Source organism: Streptomyces hyderabadensis, assembly GCF_020404845.1.
Classification (GTDB): domain Bacteria; phylum Actinomycetota; class Actinomycetes; order Streptomycetales; family Streptomycetaceae; genus Streptomyces; species Streptomyces hyderabadensis.
Genome location: NZ_JAIOJZ010000048.1, coordinates 42,558 through 62,188 on the forward strand (window position 1 = coordinate 42,558; position 19,631 = coordinate 62,188).

General features: G+C 73.1%; 18 protein-coding genes and 1 pseudogene. 12 read left to right on the top strand and 7 right to left on the bottom strand.

From position 1 onward, the window contains the following. The first annotated feature begins 242 nt into the window (after positions 1 to 242). Together K7854_RS29175 and K7854_RS29180 are read left to right on the top strand one after the other, a co-directional pair. Complete coding sequence (locus K7854_RS29175; protein ID WP_226029545.1) at positions 243 to 1,847, top strand: MFS transporter; 1,605 nt, start codon at positions 243 to 245, stop codon at positions 1,845 to 1,847. Positions 1,848 to 2,117: 270 nt separating this feature from the next. Further along, positions 2,118 to 3,311, top strand: a complete 1,194-nt coding sequence (locus K7854_RS29180; protein ID WP_226029546.1) for an acyl-CoA dehydrogenase family protein — start codon at positions 2,118 to 2,120, stop codon at positions 3,309 to 3,311. Between the two features lie 40 nt (positions 3,312 to 3,351). On the opposite strand, the gene K7854_RS29185 is transcribed toward K7854_RS29180, so the two are convergent. After that, positions 3,352 to 3,789 carry a cell division protein SepF gene (locus K7854_RS29185; protein WP_061445547.1) on the bottom strand — a complete coding sequence of 146 codons (438 nt, stop codon included), beginning with the start codon at positions 3,787 to 3,789 and terminating at the stop codon, positions 3,352 to 3,354. Between the two features lie 289 nt (positions 3,790 to 4,078). Here K7854_RS29185 and K7854_RS29190 point away from each other — a divergent pair, with 289 nt between their 5' ends. The 3 genes from K7854_RS29190 (at position 4,079) to K7854_RS29200 (ending at position 7,905) form a co-directional block, all read left to right on the top strand. Then, positions 4,079 to 5,278 (top strand): DUF5685 family protein, encoded by a 1,200-nt coding sequence (locus K7854_RS29190; RefSeq protein ID WP_226029547.1) that lies wholly within the window; start codon positions 4,079 to 4,081, stop codon positions 5,276 to 5,278. Positions 5,279 to 5,604: 326 nt separating this feature from the next. Beyond that, positions 5,605 to 6,507: a S1 family peptidase gene (locus K7854_RS29195; protein ID WP_226029548.1), complete on the top strand. Its 903-nt coding sequence runs from the start codon at positions 5,605 to 5,607 to the stop codon at positions 6,505 to 6,507. A 315-nt stretch (positions 6,508 to 6,822) separates the two neighbouring features. Continuing rightward, positions 6,823 to 7,905, top strand: coding sequence for a S1 family peptidase (locus K7854_RS29200; RefSeq protein WP_226029549.1), 1,083 nt, complete (start codon positions 6,823 to 6,825; stop codon positions 7,903 to 7,905). 125 nt (positions 7,906 to 8,030) lie between these two features. Here the strand turns inward: K7854_RS29200 and K7854_RS29205 are convergent, their stop codons facing one another. Further along, entirely contained in the window at positions 8,031 to 9,119 is a 1,089-nt protein-coding gene (locus K7854_RS29205; RefSeq protein WP_226029550.1) for a DUF3533 domain-containing protein, read from the bottom strand. 172 nt (positions 9,120 to 9,291) lie between these two features. Here K7854_RS29205 and K7854_RS29210 point away from each other — a divergent pair, with 172 nt between their 5' ends. Both K7854_RS29210 and K7854_RS29215 read left to right on the top strand, forming a co-directional pair. After that, positions 9,292 to 12,831, top strand: a complete 3,540-nt coding sequence (locus K7854_RS29210) for a DNA polymerase III subunit alpha (RefSeq protein WP_226029551.1) — start codon at positions 9,292 to 9,294, stop codon at positions 12,829 to 12,831. After that, positions 12,828 to 13,796 carry a DNA polymerase Y family protein gene (locus tag K7854_RS29215; protein ID WP_226029552.1) on the top strand — a complete coding sequence of 323 codons (969 nt, stop codon included), beginning with the start codon at positions 12,828 to 12,830 and terminating at the stop codon, positions 13,794 to 13,796. Before K7854_RS29210 ends, K7854_RS29215 begins: the two co-directional genes overlap by 4 nt. 12 nt (positions 13,797 to 13,808) lie before the next feature. Here K7854_RS29215 and K7854_RS29220 read toward each other — a convergent pair whose 3' ends face one another. Continuing rightward, complete coding sequence (locus K7854_RS29220; RefSeq protein ID WP_226029553.1) at positions 13,809 to 14,183, bottom strand: cupin domain-containing protein; 375 nt, start codon at positions 14,181 to 14,183, stop codon at positions 13,809 to 13,811. Between the two features lie 101 nt (positions 14,184 to 14,284). Here K7854_RS29220 and K7854_RS29225 point away from each other — a divergent pair, with 101 nt between their 5' ends. Continuing rightward, on the top strand, positions 14,285 to 14,731 hold the full coding sequence (locus tag K7854_RS29225; RefSeq protein WP_226029554.1) for a MarR family winged helix-turn-helix transcriptional regulator: 447 nt from the start codon (positions 14,285 to 14,287) through the stop codon (positions 14,729 to 14,731). A 46-nt stretch (positions 14,732 to 14,777) separates the two neighbouring features. Next, positions 14,778 to 14,996 (top strand): annotated as a pseudogene (locus K7854_RS29230) (lipase); the annotation flags it as partial. 96 nt (positions 14,997 to 15,092) lie between these two features. On the opposite strand, the gene K7854_RS29235 reads toward K7854_RS29230, so the two are convergent. Next, positions 15,093 to 16,148: a lytic polysaccharide monooxygenase auxiliary activity family 9 protein gene (locus K7854_RS29235; RefSeq protein ID WP_226029555.1), complete on the bottom strand. Its 1,056-nt coding sequence runs from the start codon at positions 16,146 to 16,148 to the stop codon at positions 15,093 to 15,095. A 178-nt stretch (positions 16,149 to 16,326) separates the two neighbouring features. On the opposite strand from K7854_RS29235, the gene K7854_RS29240 reads away from it, so the two are divergent. Further along, a complete protein-coding gene (locus K7854_RS29240; RefSeq protein WP_226029556.1) occupies positions 16,327 to 16,794 on the top strand; it encodes a GNAT family N-acetyltransferase in 468 nt (155 codons plus the stop codon). Positions 16,795 to 16,818: 24 nt separating this feature from the next. On the opposite strand, the gene K7854_RS37585 is transcribed toward K7854_RS29240, so the two are convergent. Then, positions 16,819 to 16,953 carry a hypothetical protein gene (locus K7854_RS37585; protein ID WP_003977094.1) on the bottom strand — a complete coding sequence of 45 codons (135 nt, stop codon included), beginning with the start codon at positions 16,951 to 16,953 and terminating at the stop codon, positions 16,819 to 16,821. A gap of 151 nt (positions 16,954 to 17,104) precedes the next feature. Here K7854_RS37585 and K7854_RS29245 point away from each other — a divergent pair, with 151 nt between their 5' ends. Beyond that, positions 17,105 to 17,722, top strand: coding sequence for a class I SAM-dependent methyltransferase (locus K7854_RS29245; RefSeq protein ID WP_226029557.1), 618 nt, complete (start codon positions 17,105 to 17,107; stop codon positions 17,720 to 17,722). Positions 17,723 to 17,812: 90 nt separating this feature from the next. Here the strand turns inward: K7854_RS29245 and K7854_RS29250 are convergent, their stop codons facing one another. Both K7854_RS29250 and K7854_RS29255 read right to left on the bottom strand, forming a co-directional pair. After that, positions 17,813 to 18,313, bottom strand: a complete 501-nt coding sequence (locus tag K7854_RS29250; RefSeq protein ID WP_226029558.1) for a ribonuclease FAU-1 family protein — start codon at positions 18,311 to 18,313, stop codon at positions 17,813 to 17,815. After that, a complete protein-coding gene (locus K7854_RS29255; protein ID WP_226029559.1) occupies positions 18,294 to 19,220 on the bottom strand; it encodes a GNAT family N-acetyltransferase in 927 nt (308 codons plus the stop codon). The genes K7854_RS29250 and K7854_RS29255 overlap by 20 nt, the downstream gene beginning before the upstream one ends. A 71-nt stretch (positions 19,221 to 19,291) precedes the next feature. On the opposite strand from K7854_RS29255, the gene K7854_RS29260 reads away from it, so the two are divergent. Further along, positions 19,292 to 19,631 (top strand): GntR family transcriptional regulator (locus K7854_RS29260; protein WP_226029560.1); only part of this gene is annotated, 340 nt, incomplete at its 3' end.

The following is a 19,631-nucleotide window of genomic DNA, read 5'->3' on the forward strand; positions in this document are numbered from 1 at the left end:
CGGTCGGGAGGGCCGCCGTTCCGCCGGGGCGGCCGGGACGGTGGCGGCAGTGGCGCACGCCACACGAGTGACGCGGGATGTGTGAGGCCCGCCACGTGTGCGGTGGCGGGTCTCGCGTACGCTGGCGAGTCACTCGCGTTCCGCTGCACGGCCCGGAGCCCCCGCTCCTCTCCGGCCGAGCCGCCGGGGAGTCCCCACCCCGCGGCCCGCCGGACGCGAGGGAACATCTTGGAGGTACGTACATGTCCGGGACGACCACGGCTGCCGTCGCGCCGCGCCGTCGGGCGGCCGGGGCCGGTGCCAACCGCTGGGTGGTCCTGGTCGTCCTCTGCGTCAGCCTGCTGCTCGTCGCCGTCGACGCGACCGTGCTGCACGTGGCGGTCCCCGCCGTCACCGAGGACCTCAGGCCCGGCGCCATCGAACTGCTCTGGATCGTCGACGTCTATCCGCTCGTCTGCGCCTCGCTGCTGATCCTCTTCGGCACGCTGGGCGACCGGGTGGGCCGCAGACGGATCCTGCTGCTCGGCTACGCCCTCTTCGGCATCGCCTCCGCGCTGGCGGCGCTCGCGGACAGCGCCCAGGTGCTGATCGCGGCCCGCGCGCTGCTCGGCGTCGGCGGCGCCATGATCATGCCGGCGACGCTGTCGATCCTGCGGCAGGTCTTCCCCGACCGGCGGGAACGGGCGCTGGCCATCGGCATCTGGAGCGCCGTGGCCGCGGTCGGCGCGGCGGTCGGACCGCTGCTCGGCGGCTTCCTGCTGGAACACTTCTGGTGGGGCTCGGTCTTCCTCGTCAACATCCCGCTGATGCTGGTCAGCCTGCCGGTGGGGCGGCTGCTGCTGCCCGAGTCGAAGGGCGACGGCCGCGGACCCTGGGACGTGGTCGGCGCGCTGATGGCGGCGGGCGGCCTGTTCGGGGTCGTCCTGGGCGTGAAGCGGCTCGGCGGCGGGGAGCCGGTGGTGAGCCCGCTCACCGTGCTGCCGCTGGTGCTGGGCGCGGCGCTGCTGGCGGGGTTCGTACGGCGGCAGCGACGGCGTACGTATCCGCTGGTGGACCTCGCGATGTTCCGGCGGCCGGCGTTCAGCACGTCGGTGGGGTGCATCGTGCTCGCGATGCTGGCGCTGGTGGGTCTTGAGCTGATCGCGGCGCAGTACCTGCAACTGGTGCTCGGTCTTTCCCCGCTGGAGACCGGGCTGCGGCTGCTGCCGCTCACCTTCGCGGCGATGGCGGCGGGTCTTGCGGGTGCGCGCATGCTGCGGCGCTTCGGGCCGCGGCGGATGGTGTGCGCGGGGTTCTGCCTGACGGCGTTCGCGGTGGTACTGCTGACGGCGATGGGGCGGGCCGACAACTGCGCGCTGCTGCTGACCGGGTTCGTGCTGCTCGGCTTCGGTCTGGAGACGACGCTGTTCGGGGCGTACGAGTCGATGCTGAGCGAGGCGCCGCAGGACCAGTCGGGCGGGGCGGCGGCGATCGGCGAGACCTCGTACCAGCTGGGCGCCGGGATCGGGATCGCCCTGCTGGGCAGCGTGATGAACGCGGCGTACGCGCCCGGGCTGACGGGCGGGGTGCCCGGGGTGCCCGCGTCGGCGTCGGTGGCGGCGGGGCATTCGCTGGGGGAGGCGTACGAGGTCGCCGCGCGGCTCGGCGGGCCCGCGGGGGTGGCGCTGCGGCGGGCCGCCGGGGACGCGTTCGTGCACGGGCTGCACGTGACGTTGGTGGTGAGTGCGGGGTTGCTGCTGCTGGGGGCGGTGATGGCGCTGCGGTTGCCGCGGGTGATGCAGTGCGAGGAGGTGCCGGTGCCGGCGCCTCGGGGGGCCGTGGAGTCCCAGTCGCGCGTCTCGGTGTGAGCCGGGGCGGCGGCCGGGCGTGGGTGGCTGAGGAGCGTCGGCCGCTGCGGGCCGTCTTCGAATGGTCTCCCACCCACGCACCACCCGTTCGCCGCCGGCCGAGGGTGGACGTTTCCCGTGGGGGGCTGTCCGCCGTCGGCGGCTGCGGCTCGTGGGCCGGAGGGGATCGCCCGGCCGGAGCATGGTGGACGTGCGGGGCGCCGCATCGTAACGTCGGCAGCGAGAGCCGTGACTAGCGGCGCTAGTTTTTAACAGCCCGGAGGGTGTCCCATGGCCGCGTCCCCCAAGTTGCCCGCGTTCGACCCCGCCGACCCCCTCGGCCTCGACGACCTGCTCGAACCGGAGGACCTGGCGGTCCGGGACACCGTGCGCGGCTGGGCCGCGGACCGCGTGCTGCCGCACGTCGCGGAGTGGTACGAGAAGGGCGAGCTGCCCGGGATCAGGGAGCTGGCGCGCGAGCTCGGCTCCATCGGCGCGCTCGGGATGTCCCTGGAGGGGTACGGCTGCGCCGGGGCGAGCGCCGTCCAGTACGGGCTGGCCTGTCTGGAGCTGGAGGCGGCCGACTCCGGCATCCGCTCCCTGGTCTCCGTGCAGGGCTCCCTCGCCATGTATGCCATTCACCGCTTCGGGAGCGAGGAGCAGAAGCAGCAGTGGCTGCCGCGCATGGCCGCCGGTGAGGTCATCGGGTGCTTCGGGCTCACCGAGCCCGACCACGGGTCCGACCCGGCCGCCATGCGCACCCGTGCCAAGCGGGACGCCGGCGGGGACTGGGTGCTGGGCGGGCGCAAGATGTGGATCACCAACGGTTCGGTGGCCGGTGTCGCGGTCGTCTGGGCGCAGACCGAGGAGGGCATCCGCGGCTTCGTCGTGCCGACGGACAGCCCCGGTTTCTCCGCGCCCGAGATCAAGCACAAGTGGTCCCTGCGGGCCAGCGTCACCAGCGAGCTGGTCATGGACGACGTACGGCTGCCCGCTGACGCCGTACTGCCGGAGGTGACCGGGCTGCGCGGGCCGCTGAGCTGTCTCTCGCACGCCCGTTACGGAATCGTCTGGGGCTCGATGGGGGCGGCGCGCAGCTCCTTCGAGGCGGCCCTGGAGTACGCGAGGTCGCGGGAGCAGTTCGGGCGGCCCATCGGCGGCTTCCAGCTGACCCAGGCCAAGCTCGCCGACATGGCGGTCGAACTGCACAAGGGGATCCTGCTCGCCCACCACCTCGGGCGGCGCATGGACGCCGGCCGCCTGCGTCCCGAGCAGGTCAGCTTCGGCAAGCTCAACAACGTGCGCGAGGCCATCGACATCTGCCGGACGGCACGGACGATCCTCGGTGCCAACGGGATCTCCCTCGAATACCCCGTGATGCGGCACGCGACGAACCTGGAATCGGTGCTCACCTACGAGGGCACCGTCGAGATGCACCAGCTGGTGCTGGGCAAGGCACTCACCGGACTCGACGCCTTCCGGTGAAAGGCCGGGGTGGGGCGGGGCCGTGGTGCGCGGCCCCGCCTCAGCTCTGGTTGAAGAAACCGTCGGAACGGTGCGCGGCGGGCTCGCCGCTGATGACCTGGGTGTCGGCCGGGCTCAGCAGGAACACCCGGGTGGACACCCGCTCGATCGAACCGCGCAGGCCGAAGATGAGCCCGGCCGCGAAGTCGACCACGCGCTTGGCGTCGGTGCCCTCCATGGCCGTCAGGTTCACGATGACCGGCACCCCGTCCCGGAACAGCTCACCGATGGCCCGTGCGTCCCGGAAGCTGTCCGGGGTGACCGTCGCGATGCGGCGGCCCTTCTCCTCGGCCACGTCCGAGGCCACCTTGACCCGCGGGTCCGTGACCCAGGCGTCGCCGGTCTCGTTTCCCTCGGAGTAGTCGTCGTCGTAGTAACGCTCGTCATCGTTGTCGTCGACGAGGCCGAGCCACGCACTCGCCTTGCGTACCGATCCCATGGACGCCTCCTCTCACAGCGGTCTTTCGTGCTTCCGCATCCCTATGGTCATCCATGATGCGGACGTCGCGCCAAGTGGATAGACGCCGCGCGGGGGGTTTGTGACGGTACTGGTGCACAGCGGATACGTCGAGAGTCCTTGTGTCCCAAGGGTCGTTTCCCAAACGGCTGCTGACTGTGAGTGAAATATGATTCTTCACGGCACACGGGTGAGAGAGGGTGCGTACGGGTGATGGCGGCGGTCGGTACGATGCCGCAGCTCAGCGTCGTACCAACCACGGGGGAGCGTCGTGTTCGGAATCGTCAGACCGTGCCGGCACCGGCTCGGAGAGAGCCTCACGAGCCAGTGGATGGCTCATTTGTGCGGGTTGTGCCTCGCACTGCGCAAGGACCACGGGCAGTTCGCTCGAATAGTGACGAACTATGACGGGCTTCTCATATCGGTTTTGACGGAGGCTCAGGCCGAGCGGGGCGGCGCGGGTGCCGGGCGGCGCACCGCCGGGCCCTGCCCGCTGCGCGGGATGCGCACCGCGTCCGTCGCGCACGGCGAGGGGGCCCGGCTCGCGGCGGCCGTCTCCCTGGTGCTGGCCTCGGCCAAGGTCCGCGACCACGTCGCCGACGGCGACGGCCTGCTGGCCCGCCGCCCGGTGGCACTCGCCGCCCGCCGGATCGCCACCGGCTGGGACGCGGCCGGGGCGCGCGGCGGCAGTGCCGTCGGCTTCGACACCGCCGTACTGGTCGACGCCGTGGACCGGCAGGGCGGCATCGAGGCGCTCGCCGGGCCCGGGACGCCGCTGCTCACCGTGACCGAGCCGACCGAGACCGCGACCGCCGCCGCCTTCGCGCACACCGCGCACCTCGCCGGGCGGCCGCACAACGCCGCGCCGCTCGCCGAGGCCGGACGGCTCTTCGGCAGGCTCGCCCACCTCCTGGACGCCGTGGAGGACCGGGAGGCCGACGCCGCGTCCGGCGCCTGGAACCCGCTCACCGCCACCGGGACGCCGCTCACCGAGGCCCGGCGGCTCGCCGACGACGCCGTGCACGGGGTGCGGCTGGCCCTGCGGGAGGCCGAGTTCACCGACGGGCGGCTGGTGCACCGGCTGCTCGTGCACGAGCTGGGCAATTCCGTGGACCGCGCGTTCGGCACCGTCTCGTGCGCCCACGGCAGCCATCCGTACGCCCCTCCCGGCAGCACCCCGGGCGCCCCCGGTGCACCCGGCGGCCCCGGTGGTCCGATGCCCCCGGAGCCGCCCCGCCGCGACCGGCGCGGGCTGCTCGCGGGCTGCGCCGTGTGGCTCGGGCTGGCCTGCACGTGCCAGATGTGCTGCGGCACCTTCGAGGACCCCTGGAGCCGGCAGCGCAGGGAAGGGCTCTGCTCCAACTGCGACTGCGGCAACTGCTGCGACTGCTGTGACTGCTGCAGCAACTGCTGCGGCGACGACGGGTGCGACTGCGGCTGCGACGGCTGCGACTGCGGCTGCAGCTGCTGAAGTCCCGTCAGTCCCCGTCAGTCCCCGTCAGCCCCCGCCGGACCGGTCATCCGGAGGGGCGACTTCCGGACATCCCCGCCGAGGCGAGGCGGGGTGAACTGCACCGAAGGTCAACGGTCGGTGACGGAGAGTCGGGTAAAAGTCGTTCAAAGCTTGACGGCCGAAAGGCACTCTTGCGCCGACCGGTCGTTCGGCCGAATACTCCAACCTCAGCGCTTGTCAGGAGCACGACGTATCCGGAACCCGGAGGTCCGCCCCTGGCTGCGCCTCACGGGCCCCCGACCCCACAAGAGGGGCCCCCGACTTCCCCTGTGGAGGAACGAAAAGTGAGGATCAAGCGCACCACCCCCCGCAGCGGCATCACGAGACGGACTCGGCTGATCGCCGTATCCACCGGCCTCGTGGCCGCGGCCGCCGTCGCGATCCCCAGCGCGAACGCGGCATCCACCCCGGCCACCTTCAGCGCCGCCGAGCTGAGCAGCGCCGGCAGCGCGGTGCTCAAGGCCGACGTCCCGGGCACCGCCTGGGCCGTCGACAGCAAGTCCGGCCGGGTGCTGCTCACCGTCGACAGCACCGTCTCCCAGGCCGAGATAGCGAAGATCAAGGAGCAGGCCGGCGACAAGGCCGGCGCGTTCACGATCAAGCGCACCCCCGGCACGTTCAACAAGCTCATCCAGGGCGGCGACGCCATCTACGCGAGCAGCTGGCGCTGCTCACTCGGCTTCAACGTCCGGGCCAGCAACGGCACCGAGTACTTCCTGACCGCCGGTCACTGCACCGACGGCGCCGGGGCCTGGCGCGCCAGCTCCGGAGGCACCGTCATCGGACAGACGGCGGGCTCCAGCTTCCCGGGCAACGACTACGGCATCGTGCAGTACACGGGCTCCGTCTCCCGGCCCGGCACCGCCAACGGCGTGGACATCACCCGCGCCGCCACCCCGAGCGTGGGCACCACCGTCATCCGTGACGGCTCCACCACCGGCACCCACAGCGGCCGGGTCACCGCCCTGAACGCCACCGTCAACTACGGCGGCGGCGACATCGTCTCGGGCCTGATCCAGACCACGGTCTGCGCCGAGCCCGGCGACTCCGGCGGTTCGCTCTACGGCAGCAACGGCACCGCGTACGGTCTGACCTCCGGCGGCAGCGGCAACTGCTCCTCCGGCGGTACGACGTTCTTCCAGCCGGTGACGGAGGCCCTGAGCGCCTACGGCGTCAGCGTCTACTGAGTCGGTCTGTCCCGAGCCCCCGCACACCGCGGCGACGGTGTGCGGGGGCTCTCGCGTGCCAGCGGTGGCCGCGGGGGTGCGCGGTGCCTGCGGTGTTCGCGGTGGTGTCCGCCGGTGCGGCCGTCGCGCGAATCCTGCGGAAGGCGACATGAATGGTGAAGGCCCTGTGACCACACTGGAGTTGTCGTGCGCACGTCCTGATGGCGACCTTGTGTGCGGCCTGTGGAATCGGAAGAGTTAACGATCGTCAACCAGCCTTCCGGTTCACGGGGTCCCCACAACCTCGTGGACCGACCCCCCACAGGAGGACGTGAGTTGAAGCACCGACGCATACCCAGGCGGCGGGTCGCCGTGGTAGGTGCGGGCATCACCGCACTGGTCGCGGCCGGGGTCACCTTCCAGACCGCGAACGCCAGCGAGGCCCCCACGGCCGCGGCGCCCGAGACCCTGTCGGTCACGGCGGCCGGAAAGCTCGCTTCCACGCTGATCGGTGACCTCGGCACCGACGCGGCGGGCACGTACTACGACGCGCAGGCCAAGAACCTGATCGTCAACGTGCTCGACGAGAACGCCGCGCAGACCGTCGAGGAGGCCGGCGCCAAGGCGAGAGTCGTCGAGAACTCGCTCGCCGACCTGAAGAGCGCGCGCACCACCCTCACCGAGGACGCGACCATCCCGGGCACGTCCTGGGCGACCGACCCGACCACCAACAAGGTCGTCGTCACCGCCGACCGCACGGTCTCCGAGGCCGAACTGGCCAAGCTGACCAAGGTGGTCGACGGGCTGGGCGCCAAGGCCGAGCTGAAGCGGACCAAGGGCGAGTACAAGCCCTTCGTCGCGGGCGGCGACGCCATCACCGGAGGCGGCGGGCGCTGCTCGCTCGGCTTCAACGTGACCAAGGGCGGCGAGCCGTACTTCATCACCGCGGGCCACTGCACCGAGTCCATCTCGACCTGGTCGGACTCCTCCGGGAACGTCATCGGCGAGAACGCGGCGTCCAGCTTCCCGGACAACGACTACGGCCTGGTCAAGTACACCGCCGACGTGGACCACCCGAGCGAGGTGAACCTCTACAACGGTTCCTCGCAGGCCATCTCGGGCGCCGCCGAGGCCACCGTCGGCATGCAGGTGACCCGCAGCGGCTCCACCACCCAGGTGCACGACGGGACGGTGACCGGCCTGGACGCCACCGTGAACTACGGCAACGGCGACATCGTCAACGGCCTGATCCAGACCGACGTCTGCGCCGAGCCGGGCGACAGCGGCGGCTCGCTCTTCTCGGGCGACCAGGCCATCGGCCTCACCTCCGGCGGCAGCGGCGACTGCACCTCGGGCGGCGAGACCTTCTTCCAGCCGGTGACGGAGGCCCTGTCGGCCACCGGTACGCAGATCGGCTGAGCGGCACCCGCACCCCTGTGAAGTCCCGTCCCGCGCGCGAGGGGCGGGACTTCCGCGTGTCCGCGTGTCCGCGTGTCCGCGTGGGCTTCCGGGAGTCCGCCCGGGGGCCCGTGCGCGTACGGCGGTCAGCCGGCCGAAGTGGGCGGCGTGGGCGGTGTGGCCGGCGTGGGCGGCAGCTCCTCCTGCCGCCCCGGGCGCGGCAGCACGGCCGCCAGCATCGTGATCACCGTGCCCGCGACCGCCCACGCCCACAGCACCAGCAGGGAGACGGTCACGTCGTTGCCCCTGAAGTAGGCGATCGAGCGGGCCGTCCAGGTGCCCGCGCCGGGCGGCAGCCACGGGCCGATCGCCTTCCAGAACGGCGGCAGCATCGGCAGCGGGAAGGCGCCGCCCGCGCTCGGGTTGCCCGCGATCACCACCAGCAGGATCGCCAGACCGATGCCGACGATCCCGAAGACGCCCTGGAGGGCGAGCGTGGCGGCGCCCACCGCGAAGGTGATCAGCGCGCCGAGTCCCCACAGATCCACCACGCTGCCGGGCAGCGCGCCCAGGATCGGCCCGATGATCACCGCGCCGCCGAGCCCGCCGACGATCGCGACCAGGGCCATCACGATCAGCCGGATCGCCGCCCGGCGCGGGTTGGCCGGCCGGGCACCGGTGCTGATCGCCAGGATCGAGGCGCACAGATAGCCGCCGACGCACCAGCCCACGACCAGGTAGAAGGACGACAGCCCGTCGAAGTCGTGGGGCGAGGCCGGGGCCGTGTCGACCACCCGCACCGTGCGCCGCTCGGCCTGCTCCGCCTTGCCGACGATGCCCTCCAGGGTGGTGGCGAGGACGGTGCCGCCGCCGGAGGCGACCAGCAGGGTGTCCCGCCCGCCCTCGGGGTTCACGACCAGGGCGCCGTCGATCTCCCGGTTCATGATCTGCCGCCGGGCGGCCGCCTCGTCGGTCACCGTGCGCGGGTCCAGCGGGGAGCCGGGCAGCCGTTCCAGCCGGTCGACCGTCCGCTCGGCCGCCGCCCCGGGGGCGACCACCCCGAAGGGCACGTCCTTCGGCCTCGGGTCGTGCAGCGCCCCCACGTAGGAGGCGATGAACAGCAGCTGGAGCGCGATCACGCCGAGCACCAGCAGGGTGGCCCGCGGGGTGACGGCGTCCTTCACCTCACCGAGGAAGGAGCCGCTTCGCGTGCCGGGGCCCGGTGTGTGTGACATGTCCCCACAGTCCTGGTCGGGGGGCGTTTGCGCAGGTGGGGCGGGGCCGAACGGATGTCGTACACGCATTCGAGGTTGGGGGTATGGTGGGTGAGTAGCTGGGAACAGGCGTTCGATAATGGCGTTCGGGCATACGTGGTCATGCGTCGGTTCATGAGTCGGGAGGTGCGTGATGCCGGGTTTCACGCATCTGCACACCGTCTCCGGGTTCTCCGCCCGCTACGGCGCCTCCCACCCGGAGCGGCTGGCCGAGCGTGCCGTCGAGCGGGGCATGGACGCCCTCGCCCTCACCGACCGCGACACCCTCGCGGGCACCGTCCGCTTCGCCAAGGCCTGCGCGAGGGCGGGCGTCCGCCCCCTGTTCGGCGCGGAGCTGGCGGTGGCGGCCCCCGAGCCCGAAACCGACCGCACGGAGACCTCCGTACGCCGGGACCGGCGCCGCGTGCCCGTGCGCGGCGGCGCCTTCGTCGACGAGTCGGCCCCGCGGGTGACCTTCCTCGCCCGCGACGGCGCCCGCGGCTGGGCCGACCTGTGCCGCCTGGTCTCCGCCGCCCACACGGCGGAGGGCACCCCGCTGCTGCCCTGGCCCGACAACCACGCCGACGGCCTGACCGTCCTGCTCGGCCCCGACTCCGACGTCGGCCGCGCCCTCGCCGCCGGGCGTCCCGACCGCGCGGCGCGGCTCCTCGCCCCCTGGCGGGAGGTCTACGGCGACGCCCTGCGCCTGGAGGCCGTCTGGCACGGCCGCGAGGGCACCGGCCCCGGCTCCCTGCGGCTGGCCTCCCGCACCGTCGGCTTCGCCGCCGAGCAGGGCGTGCGGCCGGTGCTCTCCAACGCCGTCCGCTACGCCGATCCCGGCCAGGGCCAGGTCGCCGACGTCCTGGACGCCGCCCGCCGCCTGGTCCCCATCGACGCCACCGGGGAACTGGACTCCGGCGAGGCCTGGCTCAAGGACGCCGGTGCCATGGGGCGCGCCGCCGAGCGGATCGTCGAGTCCGCGGGCTTCAGGCGCGAGACCGCCCACCGCCTGCTGGAGCAGACCCGGGCCACGGCCGCCGAGTGCCTGGTCGACCCCGAGGACGACCTCGGCATGGGCGCCGTCCACTTCCCCGAACCGCACCTCGTGGGCGCCGGCCGCCGCACCGCCCAGCGGGCGCTCGCCTCCCGGGCGGCGGCGGGCATGGTGCGGCGCGGCTACGACCGGCGCCGGGACCACCGGGAGTACTGGGAGCGAATGCACCACGAGCTGGACATCATCGCCCACCACGGCTTCGCCTCGTACTTCCTCACCGTCGCCCAGGTCGTGGACGACGTACGGCACATGGGCATCCGGGTCGCCGCGCGCGGCTCCGGCGCGGGCTCGCTCGTCAACCACCTGCTCGGCATCGCGCACGCCGACCCGGTCGAGCACGGGCTGCTGATGGAGCGGTTCCTGTCCAAGGAGCGGGTGGTGCTGCCCGACATCGACATCGACGTGGAGTCCGCGCGCCGCCTGGAGGTCTACCGCGCGATCATCGGCCGCTTCGGCACCGAGCGGGTCGCCACCGTCGCCATGCCGGAGACGTACCGGGTGCGCCATGCCATCCGCGACGTGGGCGCCGCCCTGTCCATGGACCCGGCCGAGATCGACCGGGTCGCCAAGTCCTTCCCGCACATCCGCGCCCGCGACGCCCGTGCGGCGCTGGAGGAGCTGCCCGAGCTGAAGGAGCTGGCGGGGGAGCAGGAGCGGTACGGCAAGCTCTGGGAGCTGGTCGAGGGCCTCGACGCCCTCCCGCGCGGCGTCGCCATGCACCCCTGCGGCGTCCTGCTCTCCGACGCCTCCCTGCTCTCCCGTACGCCGGTCATGCCGACCAGCGGCGAGGGCTTCCCGATGGCTCAGTTCGACAAGGACGACGTGGAGGACCTGGGGCTGCTCAAGCTGGACGTGCTCGGGGTGCGGATGCAGTCGGCGATGGCGCACGCGGTCGCCGAGGTGAAGCGGGCGACCGGCACCGAGGTCGACCTGGACGCCGTGCCGGAGGGCGACCCGGCGACGTACCGGATGATCCGGTCCGCCGAGACGCTGGGCTGCTTCCAGATCGAGTCGCCGGGCCAGCGGGACCTGGTGGGGCGGCTCCAGCCGTCGACCTTCCACGACCTCGTGGTCGACATCTCGCTCTTCCGGCCGGGTCCGGTCGCCGCCGACATGGTGCGGCCGTTCATCGAGGCCCGGCACGGACGGGCGCCGGTGCGCTACCCGCACGAGGACCTGGCGGAGCCGCTGGCGGGGACGTACGGGGTGGTCGTCTTCCACGAGCAGATCATCGACATCGTCGACATCATGACCGGCTGCGGGCGCGGCGAGGCGGACCGGGTGCGACGCGGTCTGTCCGACCCGGAGTCGCAGGGGCGGATCAAGGTGTGGTTCGCCCAGCACGCGACGGCGAACGGCTATGACGCGGAAACGATCCAGCGGACCTGGGAGATCGTCGAGGCCTTCGGCAGCTACGGCTTCTGCAAGGCGCACGCCGTCGCCTTCGCCGTGCCGACCTACCAGTCGGCGTGGCTGAAGGCCCACCACCCGGCCGCCTTCTACGCCGGCCTGCTCACCCACGACCCCGGCATGTACCCCAAGCGGCTGCTGCTGGCGGACGCGCGGCGGCGCGGGGTGCCGATCCTGCCCTTGGACGTGAACAAGTCGGGGGTCGCACACCGGATCGAACTGGTGTCTGATTCGTCGTCCCGCCGGAAGAAGGTGTGGGGCCTGCGTCTCGCCCTCTCCGACGTGCACGGCATCAGCGAGGCCGAGGCGGAGCGGACCGCCGCAGGGCAGCCCTACGCCTCCCTGCTCGACTTCTGGGAACGGGCCCGTCCCAGCAGGCCGCTGGCCGGACGGCTCGCCCAGGTCGGCGCGCTGGACGCGTTCGGCGCCAACCGCCGCGACCTGCAACTGCACCTGACCGAACTGCACCGCGGCGCCCGGGGCGGACGCGGCGACCAGCTCCCGCTCGCCGGCGGCCGCAAGACCGCCTCCGCCGGACTGCCCGACCTCACCTCGGCGGAGAGGCTCAGCGCCGAACTGGGCGTGCTCTCCATGGACGCCTCGCGCAACCTGATGGACGACCACCGCACCTTCCTGCGCGAGCTGGGCGTGGTGTCGGCCAAGCGGCTGCGCGAGGCACGGCACGGGGAGACGGTGCTGGTCGCGGGCGCCAAGGCGGCCACCCAGACCCCGCCGATCCGCTCCGGGCGCCGGGTCATCTTCTCCACCCTGGACGACGGCTCCGGACTGGTCGACCTCGCCTTCTTCGACGACTCCCACGACGCCTGCGCGCACACCGTCTTCCACTCCTGGCTGCTGCTGGTGCGCGGGGTGGTGCAGCGGCGCGGCCCGCGCAGCCTCAGCGTGGTCGGCTCGGCGGCGTGGAACCTCGCCGACCTGCTGGAAGTGCGCCGGGAGGAAGGGCTGGAGGGCGTCGCCGCCCGGCTGGCCGGAACGGGCGGAGGCCAGGGGGGCGACGATCCCGAGGGCGGCCCGGCGCGCCGCCGCCTCGCCGGTTCGGACGGGCAGCCCGCGCCGGCCGGCTCCGCGGCCCAGGACCCGGTGGAGCAGCGGAGGATCCGCATGTCCACCGGGTACGAGATGCACCCCTGGGCCGATCTGCGCCCCGCGGGCGAAGGGCCCGCGGTCGGAAGGAAGTTGTGGCACCAGAGTCCGGGGAGTGCGGGATGACGATTCTCTGCGTACGTTTCCAGCTGCCGCCGATGTACGAGGCGGCCCTGCCCGAACTGCTCGGGCTCCTGGAGGAGTTCACGCCGGTCGTCGAGGCGCTGCCGCCGGACGGCGCGCTGGCCGACCTGCGCGGCGCCGAGCGGTACTTCGGGCGCGACGCCGTGGAACTGGCCTCGGTGATCCGGGTCCGCGCCCTCGCGCTGTACGGCGTGGACTGCGTGATCGGCGCCGGGCCCGGCCCGATGCTGGCCCGCATGGCGCTGCGCGACGCCCGGCCCGGACTGACCCGCGCGGTCCCCGGCGGCGAGGAGCGGGACTTCCTCGCGGGCAAGCCCGTCGCCGCGCTGCCCGGCGTCGGCACCGCGACCGCCCGCACCCTGTGCGAGTACGGCCTCGACACCCTCGGCCGGGTCGCCGCCGCGCCGCTGTCCACGCTCCAGCGCCTGGTCGGCGCGAGGTCCGGCCGGGAGCTGCACGAGAAGGCGAACGGCGTCGACCGCGGCCGGGTCGTGCCCAACGGAGTCTCCCGCTCGCTGGCCGCCGACCGCTCCTTCGACCGCGACGAACTCGACCCCGGCCGCCACCGCCGCGCCCTGCTCTCGGCCGCCGGGGAACTGGGCGCCCGGCTGCGCGCCGTGCACAAGGTCTGCCGCACCCTGACCCTCACCGTGCGCTACGCCGACCGGTCGGCCACCACCCGCAGCCGCACCCTGAAGGAGCCGACCGCGCACTCGGCGGCCCTGACCCGGACCGCCTACGACCTGTACGAGGCGCTCGGCCTCCAGCGCGCCCGGGTCCGCTCGATCGCCCTGCGCGCCGAGGGCCTGGCCCCCGCCGAACAGGCCTCCCACCAGCTCACCTTCGACCCCGTGGACGAGAAGGTCCGCCGGATCGAGGAGGTCGCGGACCGCGCGCGGGCGAAGTTCGGGCCGAAGGCGGTGATGCCGGGGTCGTTGGCGGCGTGAGGCCCCCGCGGGTCAGTTGGCCCACGGGGGAGTGATCCGGGTGCCGTCGGCCAGCTCCGCCGTCAGGCCGACGGAGGTGGTGACCCAGGAGGTCGCGGTCCGGCCGGCGGGGTTCTCGACGGCGAAGACGGCGCCGGCGTTGATGATCACCGTGTCCCCCGCGGTGACGCGCTCGGTGCGGCCGTCGAGGGTGATCAGCAGCTCGCCGGTGAGCAGGTGGAAGATCTCCTCCCGGCTGACCGTGTGCGCGGGCGCCTTCGTCCCCGCCGGGATCTCGCCCCGCCAGGCGCACAGCTCCTTGCCGCCGGTGCGGGGGCTCGCGTACGAGACGAAGCGGGTGCCGTGGATCTCGTGGGTGGTGCCTTCGGACGAGCGGACGACGGGCATGACGGGCTCCTCTGGGACTTATGGTCAAGTAGCTTGACTACCTCTGCGCCCCTTATGGTCAAGCTGCTTGACCAATGTGTCAAGGGTGCTTCAATGCCCCCGTGCAGAACTCCGACGCCATGGCCCTCACCGCCGCCCTGCTCGCCGCGGCCGGCGGGCTCACGCAACGCATCCACGAGGGTGTCGTCGCCCGCGGCTTCGAGGGTGTGCGGCCCGCGCACGGTTTCGCCTTCGCCCGGCTCGCCCCGGACGGCGCGACGGTCACCGACCTGGCGGTGCACCTGGGCGTGACCAAGCAGGCCGCCAGTCAGCTCGTCGACGAACTGGTCGGCAAGGGGTACGTCGAGCGCCGGCCGCATCCCGCCGACGCGCGCGCCCGGCTCGTCGTGCTGACGGAGGCGGGGCGCGCCTGTACCCAGGCCGCGGAGGAGGCGGCGGCGGAGGCCGTGGGCTCCTGGGCCGACGTGCTCGGCGAGGACGGGGTGCGGGTGCTGGCCGACGGTCTGCTGCGGGTGGCGCCGGGCGGGCCGATCCGGCCCGCCTGGTGATCCCCGCCCCTTGTCACCTGCGACGCCGACGGCGTTGGTCAGCGCCGTCCTCGCCACGAAGTACGACGAGGTGGTCACGCCGTACCGCAGCCAGTTCCTCGACGGCCCCGGCGTGCGCAACGTCCTGCTGCAGGACCTGTGTCCGCTCGACCTCTCCGAGCACCTGGCGATCGGGCTGTTCGACCGGATCGCCTTCCACGAGGTGACCAACGCCCTGGACCCGGCGCACGCCACGCCCACCACCTGCGCCTCGGTCTTCGGCTGACGGGCGCCCCGGCACTCCGGCTCACGCCACGCGGGGGCTCGTCCGGCCTGAGCCGCCGGACGAGCCCCCGCGTTCCCCGTGTCCCCCGGGTCCGGGTCAGCCGCTGTGCCTGCCTCCGGTGGCCCGACGGCGCACCGACGCGAACAGCACGGCCGCGCCGAGCGCCAGAGCGGCGGCGCCGCCGACCGCGAGGTAGGGCGTGGTGCTGTCCCCGCCGGTCTCGGCGAGGTTCTGGGCGCCCCCGCCGGCGGCCTTGACCTGGTTGGGCTCCCCGTCGGACGCACCGGCCGCGGCGGCCCCGGAAGCCGGAGCGGCCGGGTCGGCCGGGTCGGTCGTCGTCTCGGCGTCCTGGTCACCGTGGCCGTGGTGCTCGATGGTCGACTTCTCGGCGGCGGCCGCGATCTGCTCCTCGGACGGAACGGACGCCTCGGGGGCCGGAGCGGCGGCGCCCGCGGAGCCGTCGGCCGCCGTGCCGTTGTCGCTGCTGCTGCTGCCGCTGCCACCGGTGCCGCCGAAGGTGACGTCCGAGCAGGAGTAGAACGCCTCCGGGCTGTCCGAGCGCTGCCACACCGCGTACAGCAGGTGCTTGCCGGACCGCTCGGGCAGCGTGCCGGAGAAGGTGTAGAAACCGCCCGAGGCCACCGGGTCGGTGGAGGTCGCCACCGGCGCGGACAGGTCCAGGTCACCCCAGCCCAGCGGCTTGGACGGGTCGTAGCCGGGCTTGGTGATGTACACCTTGAAGGTGCCCTTGTGCGGGGCCGTCACACGGTACTTGAAGGTGTACGAGCCGCTGCTCACGCCGGTCGCGGGCCAGTCGGCGCGGGCCAGGTCCAGGCCCTTGAACGCCGGGTCGTTGGCGCTGCACAGCTTGCCGTCCGGGATCAGTTCCTGGTGCTTGCCCGCGGCGTTGCCGATGCGGATGCCGTTCCAGTCGTAGAGCGCCTGGGTGCCGCCCGCCGCGACCGCCGCCTTGCACGCGGCCGACTTCGGGTTCTCGGGTCCCTCGGCGTGGCACTGCGACACCCGGCTGACCGGGTCGCCCATCGAACCGTGCGCCGCGGCGGGGGCGGCGGCCAACGTGGTCAGGGCGAGCGGGGCGAGACCGGCGACGGCGACGGCGGCGACCCTGCGGGGCGCGGACGGTGCGGGCATGGGGAACTCCTCGAAACGGTCACTGGGGATTGCGGAACTCGGGCCGGAACCCGTGGGGTTGATCAGCAAGCTAGCCCCAAGAAACCGTGAAATCGCCTGCTGGAGGCGGGTGACGGAGATCCTTATGGTCGCGTTAAGGGAGTGCTCAGGCTGGGCTGAGGTAGCTACCGTTCACGGCATGGAACGAGAGCAGATCCGGCAGGCGGTCACCGCGGACGTACCGGCGGTGAAGGCCGTCACCGACGCCGCCTACCGCCCCTACATCGAGCGCATCGGAGTGGTGCCGCAGCCCATGGAGGCGGACCACGCGGCGAATGTGGCGGCCGGGAAGGTGTTCGTCACCGAGGAGCCCGGCTCGGGCCCCGCGGGACCCGTGGGACTCGTCGTCCTGGAGGCGCACGCCGACCACCTGTTCCTCGACAGCATCGCCGTCCACCCTGACGCACACGGCAGGGGCGTGGGGCGGCGGCTGCTGCGGTTCGTGGAGGCGCACGCGCGGACGCTGGGCCTGCCCGAGGTCAGGCTCTACACGAACGCGATGATGTGGGAGAACCAGGAGATCTACCCGAGGTACGGGTACGAAGTCGTGGCACGCCGGGTGGACGGGCCCTACGACCGCGTCCACTACCGCAAGCGGCTGGTCTGAGGCGTCTCATGGCCGACCTGCCGGTCAGCTCTCCGGCCACCAGGTGCGCGCGATGTCCTTGCGGACCTCCGGGCGCCCGGAGGGGCGCTCGTCGATCTCCTCGCGGACTCGGCGGGCGTCGGTCTTCTTCAGGGGCTTCTGCACGGTCAGACGGCGCATGGCTGCCTCCTTACGGATCCACCGGGTTCCGCGTTCTCACGGAGGTAGACCCTTTCCCCGAGACTCACTCATCGATGCATGCCTGTCAGTGGCGGTTGTCACGTTCCCGGTCCCCGACTCCGTTGTCAGTGGCGGGTGTCACCCTGGGCGCATGAGTGGGAACAGTGACGAAGTGACCGCACCGGGTGTCGACTGGGACGCGCTGGCGGCCTCCTTCGACGACGAACCGGACCACGGCCTGCGCGACGCGGAGGTGCGCCGGGCCTGGGCCGCCCGGCTGGCCTCCTGGCTGCCCGAGCGGCCCGGCGACGTCCTCGACCTGGGCTGCGGCACCGGCAGCCTGTCACTCCTCGCCGCCGAGCAGGGCCACCGCGTCACCGGCGTCGACCTCTCCCCGGCCATGGTGGAGCGGGCCAGGGCCAAACTGGCCGGTCGTGACGCGGTGTTCCTCACCGGTGACGCGGCGGCACCGCCCGTGGGCGAGCAGCGCTTCGACGCCGTGCTGGTCCGGCACGTCCTGTGGACGCTGCCCGATCCCGGCCGTGCCCTGCGCCACTGGCGGCAGTTGCTGCGCCCCGGAGGGCGGCTGGTCCTGGTCGAGGGCGTGTGGGGGAGCGTCGCCCCGGTCGGCATACCCGCCGACCGGCTCACCGCCCTGCTCGCCCCGCTCGCCGGACAGGTGCGCGTGCAGCGGCTGTCGGACGACCCCTCGCTGTGGGGCAGGGAGGTGAGCGACGAGCGGTACGCGGTGGTGGCGACGTACGGGTGAGCCGCGCGGCACGCCGTGCCGGCGGGCGGTGCCTATGGGTTGTGTCTATCGGTTGTGCTCTTGACTGCGTCTACGGGCCCGGTGAAGCAGTCACTCCAGCAGGCCGGTGAAGCCGTCCCCGCGGGCCAGCCGCTCCAGTTCGTCCAGCGCGGCCACCGCGGCGTCGGCGGCCCCGGGGTCCCGGTCCGCCAGCCCGCTCTCGGCGAACTCGTCCTCGTCCAGGCGCCGGACGTCCGTGCCGTCGGCGGAGCGCCACAGGTCCAGGTCGAGATCCTCGACGACCAGCTCGGTGCCGGCCAGGACGGCGGGGCGGGTGACGTCGCAGTACCAGCCCTTCAGCGCACCGGCCGCGCTCCGCACCTCCTTCACCGCGTACCAGCGGTCGCGCCAGTAGTACTCGGTGAAGACGTCCCCCGCCTCGAAGCGCACGAAGCCGAAGTCGCGCACGCCGTCACCGGCCCAGGGGGCGCGGACGGCGAGGCGGGTGCCGTCGTCGTGCAGCAGCGTGGCCGCGTACCGGATCTTCGTCCGGCCCGCCTTGACCAGTGCGACGCTCACCTCGGTCGCCGGTTCAGCCGAGTTCGCGGACATGGCGCACCTCCGTCGCGCGGATCTCGTACCCGAGCCACTTGTTGATGGCGAGCATCGGGCCGTTGTCGGTGTCGTTGCCGGTGAGCGCCTCCGTGTACCCGGCCGCGCGGGCCCGGCGCAGGGAGTCGGTCTTGGCGAGCTTGGCCAGGCCCCGGCCGCGCTGTGCGCGGACCGTGCCGGTCATCGCGGTCGCGTACCGGGTGCCGTCGGTGTAGGCGACGCTGAACGCGGCCGGGCGGCCGTCGACGACCACGACCGTGGTCAGTTCCCGGTCGAGCAGCGGGTGCCGCCAGGTCTCCGCGAGCCAGGCCTCGTAGTCCGTGAACTCGACGTCCACGTCACTCGGTTCGTCCGCGACCGTCTCCGCGTCCAGCTCGAACATGGGCCGGGGGTCGTCCGCGTAGTCGGCGGCGGTGCGCAGCTCGACACCCGGGGGAGGGGACGAGGGGGGCGGGAGCGTGGCGTTCGCCAGGTCCAGCCGGAGGAAGTGCGAGGCACGCCGCCGTCGGTAGCCGTGCCGTTCGGCGAAGGCCAGGTGGGCGGGTTCGTCCAGGACCCAGGAGTACAGCTTCGTCGCGCCCTCGCCGGTCAGGTACTCCTCGGCGGTACGCACCAGCAGGCCGCCGGCGCCGCGCCGGAACCGTTCCGGATCGACGTAGATGTTCAGGTACGCCTGACCGGGCTCCGGGCTGTCGTGCACCAGCCCGATCTGGGCCGTGCCGATCACCTCCCCGTCCTCCTCCGCGACCAGGGACCGGCTCCGGGCGTCCGGGTGGGTGTGCGCGAGCCGGTGCACGACGGCCTCCGGCGTCCACAGGATGAACGGCAGGGCCCGATGGCGGACCCGGGCGAAGGCCGCCACGTCGGCCGGGTCGTCGGAACGCAGGTCGCGTGCGAGAACGGTCATGGTGGCGCACGCTACGGCGGCCGGCTGGTCGGGTGCCTCTCATTTTCCCGGGGATACGGGACAATCGCCGGGTGACCTTGAAGATCCGTATCGACGACGGCACGCCGCCCTACGAGCAGGTGCGCGCGCAGATCTCCGAACAGGCGCGGTCCGGGGCGCTGCCGGTCGGCCACCGGCTGCCCACCGTGCGCGGACTGGCCGAGTCCCTGGGGCTCGCCGCGAACACGGTCGCCAAGGCCTACCGGGCGCTGGAGGCGGACGGGGTGATCGAGACGCGGGGGCGCAACGGAACGTTCGTCGCCGCCGCGGGCTCGGCGGCGGAGCGGGAGGTGGCCGGCGCGGCCCAGGGGTATGCCGAGCGGGCCCGGCGGCTCGGGCTCAGCGAGGGGGACGCGCTCGCCGCGGTGCGGG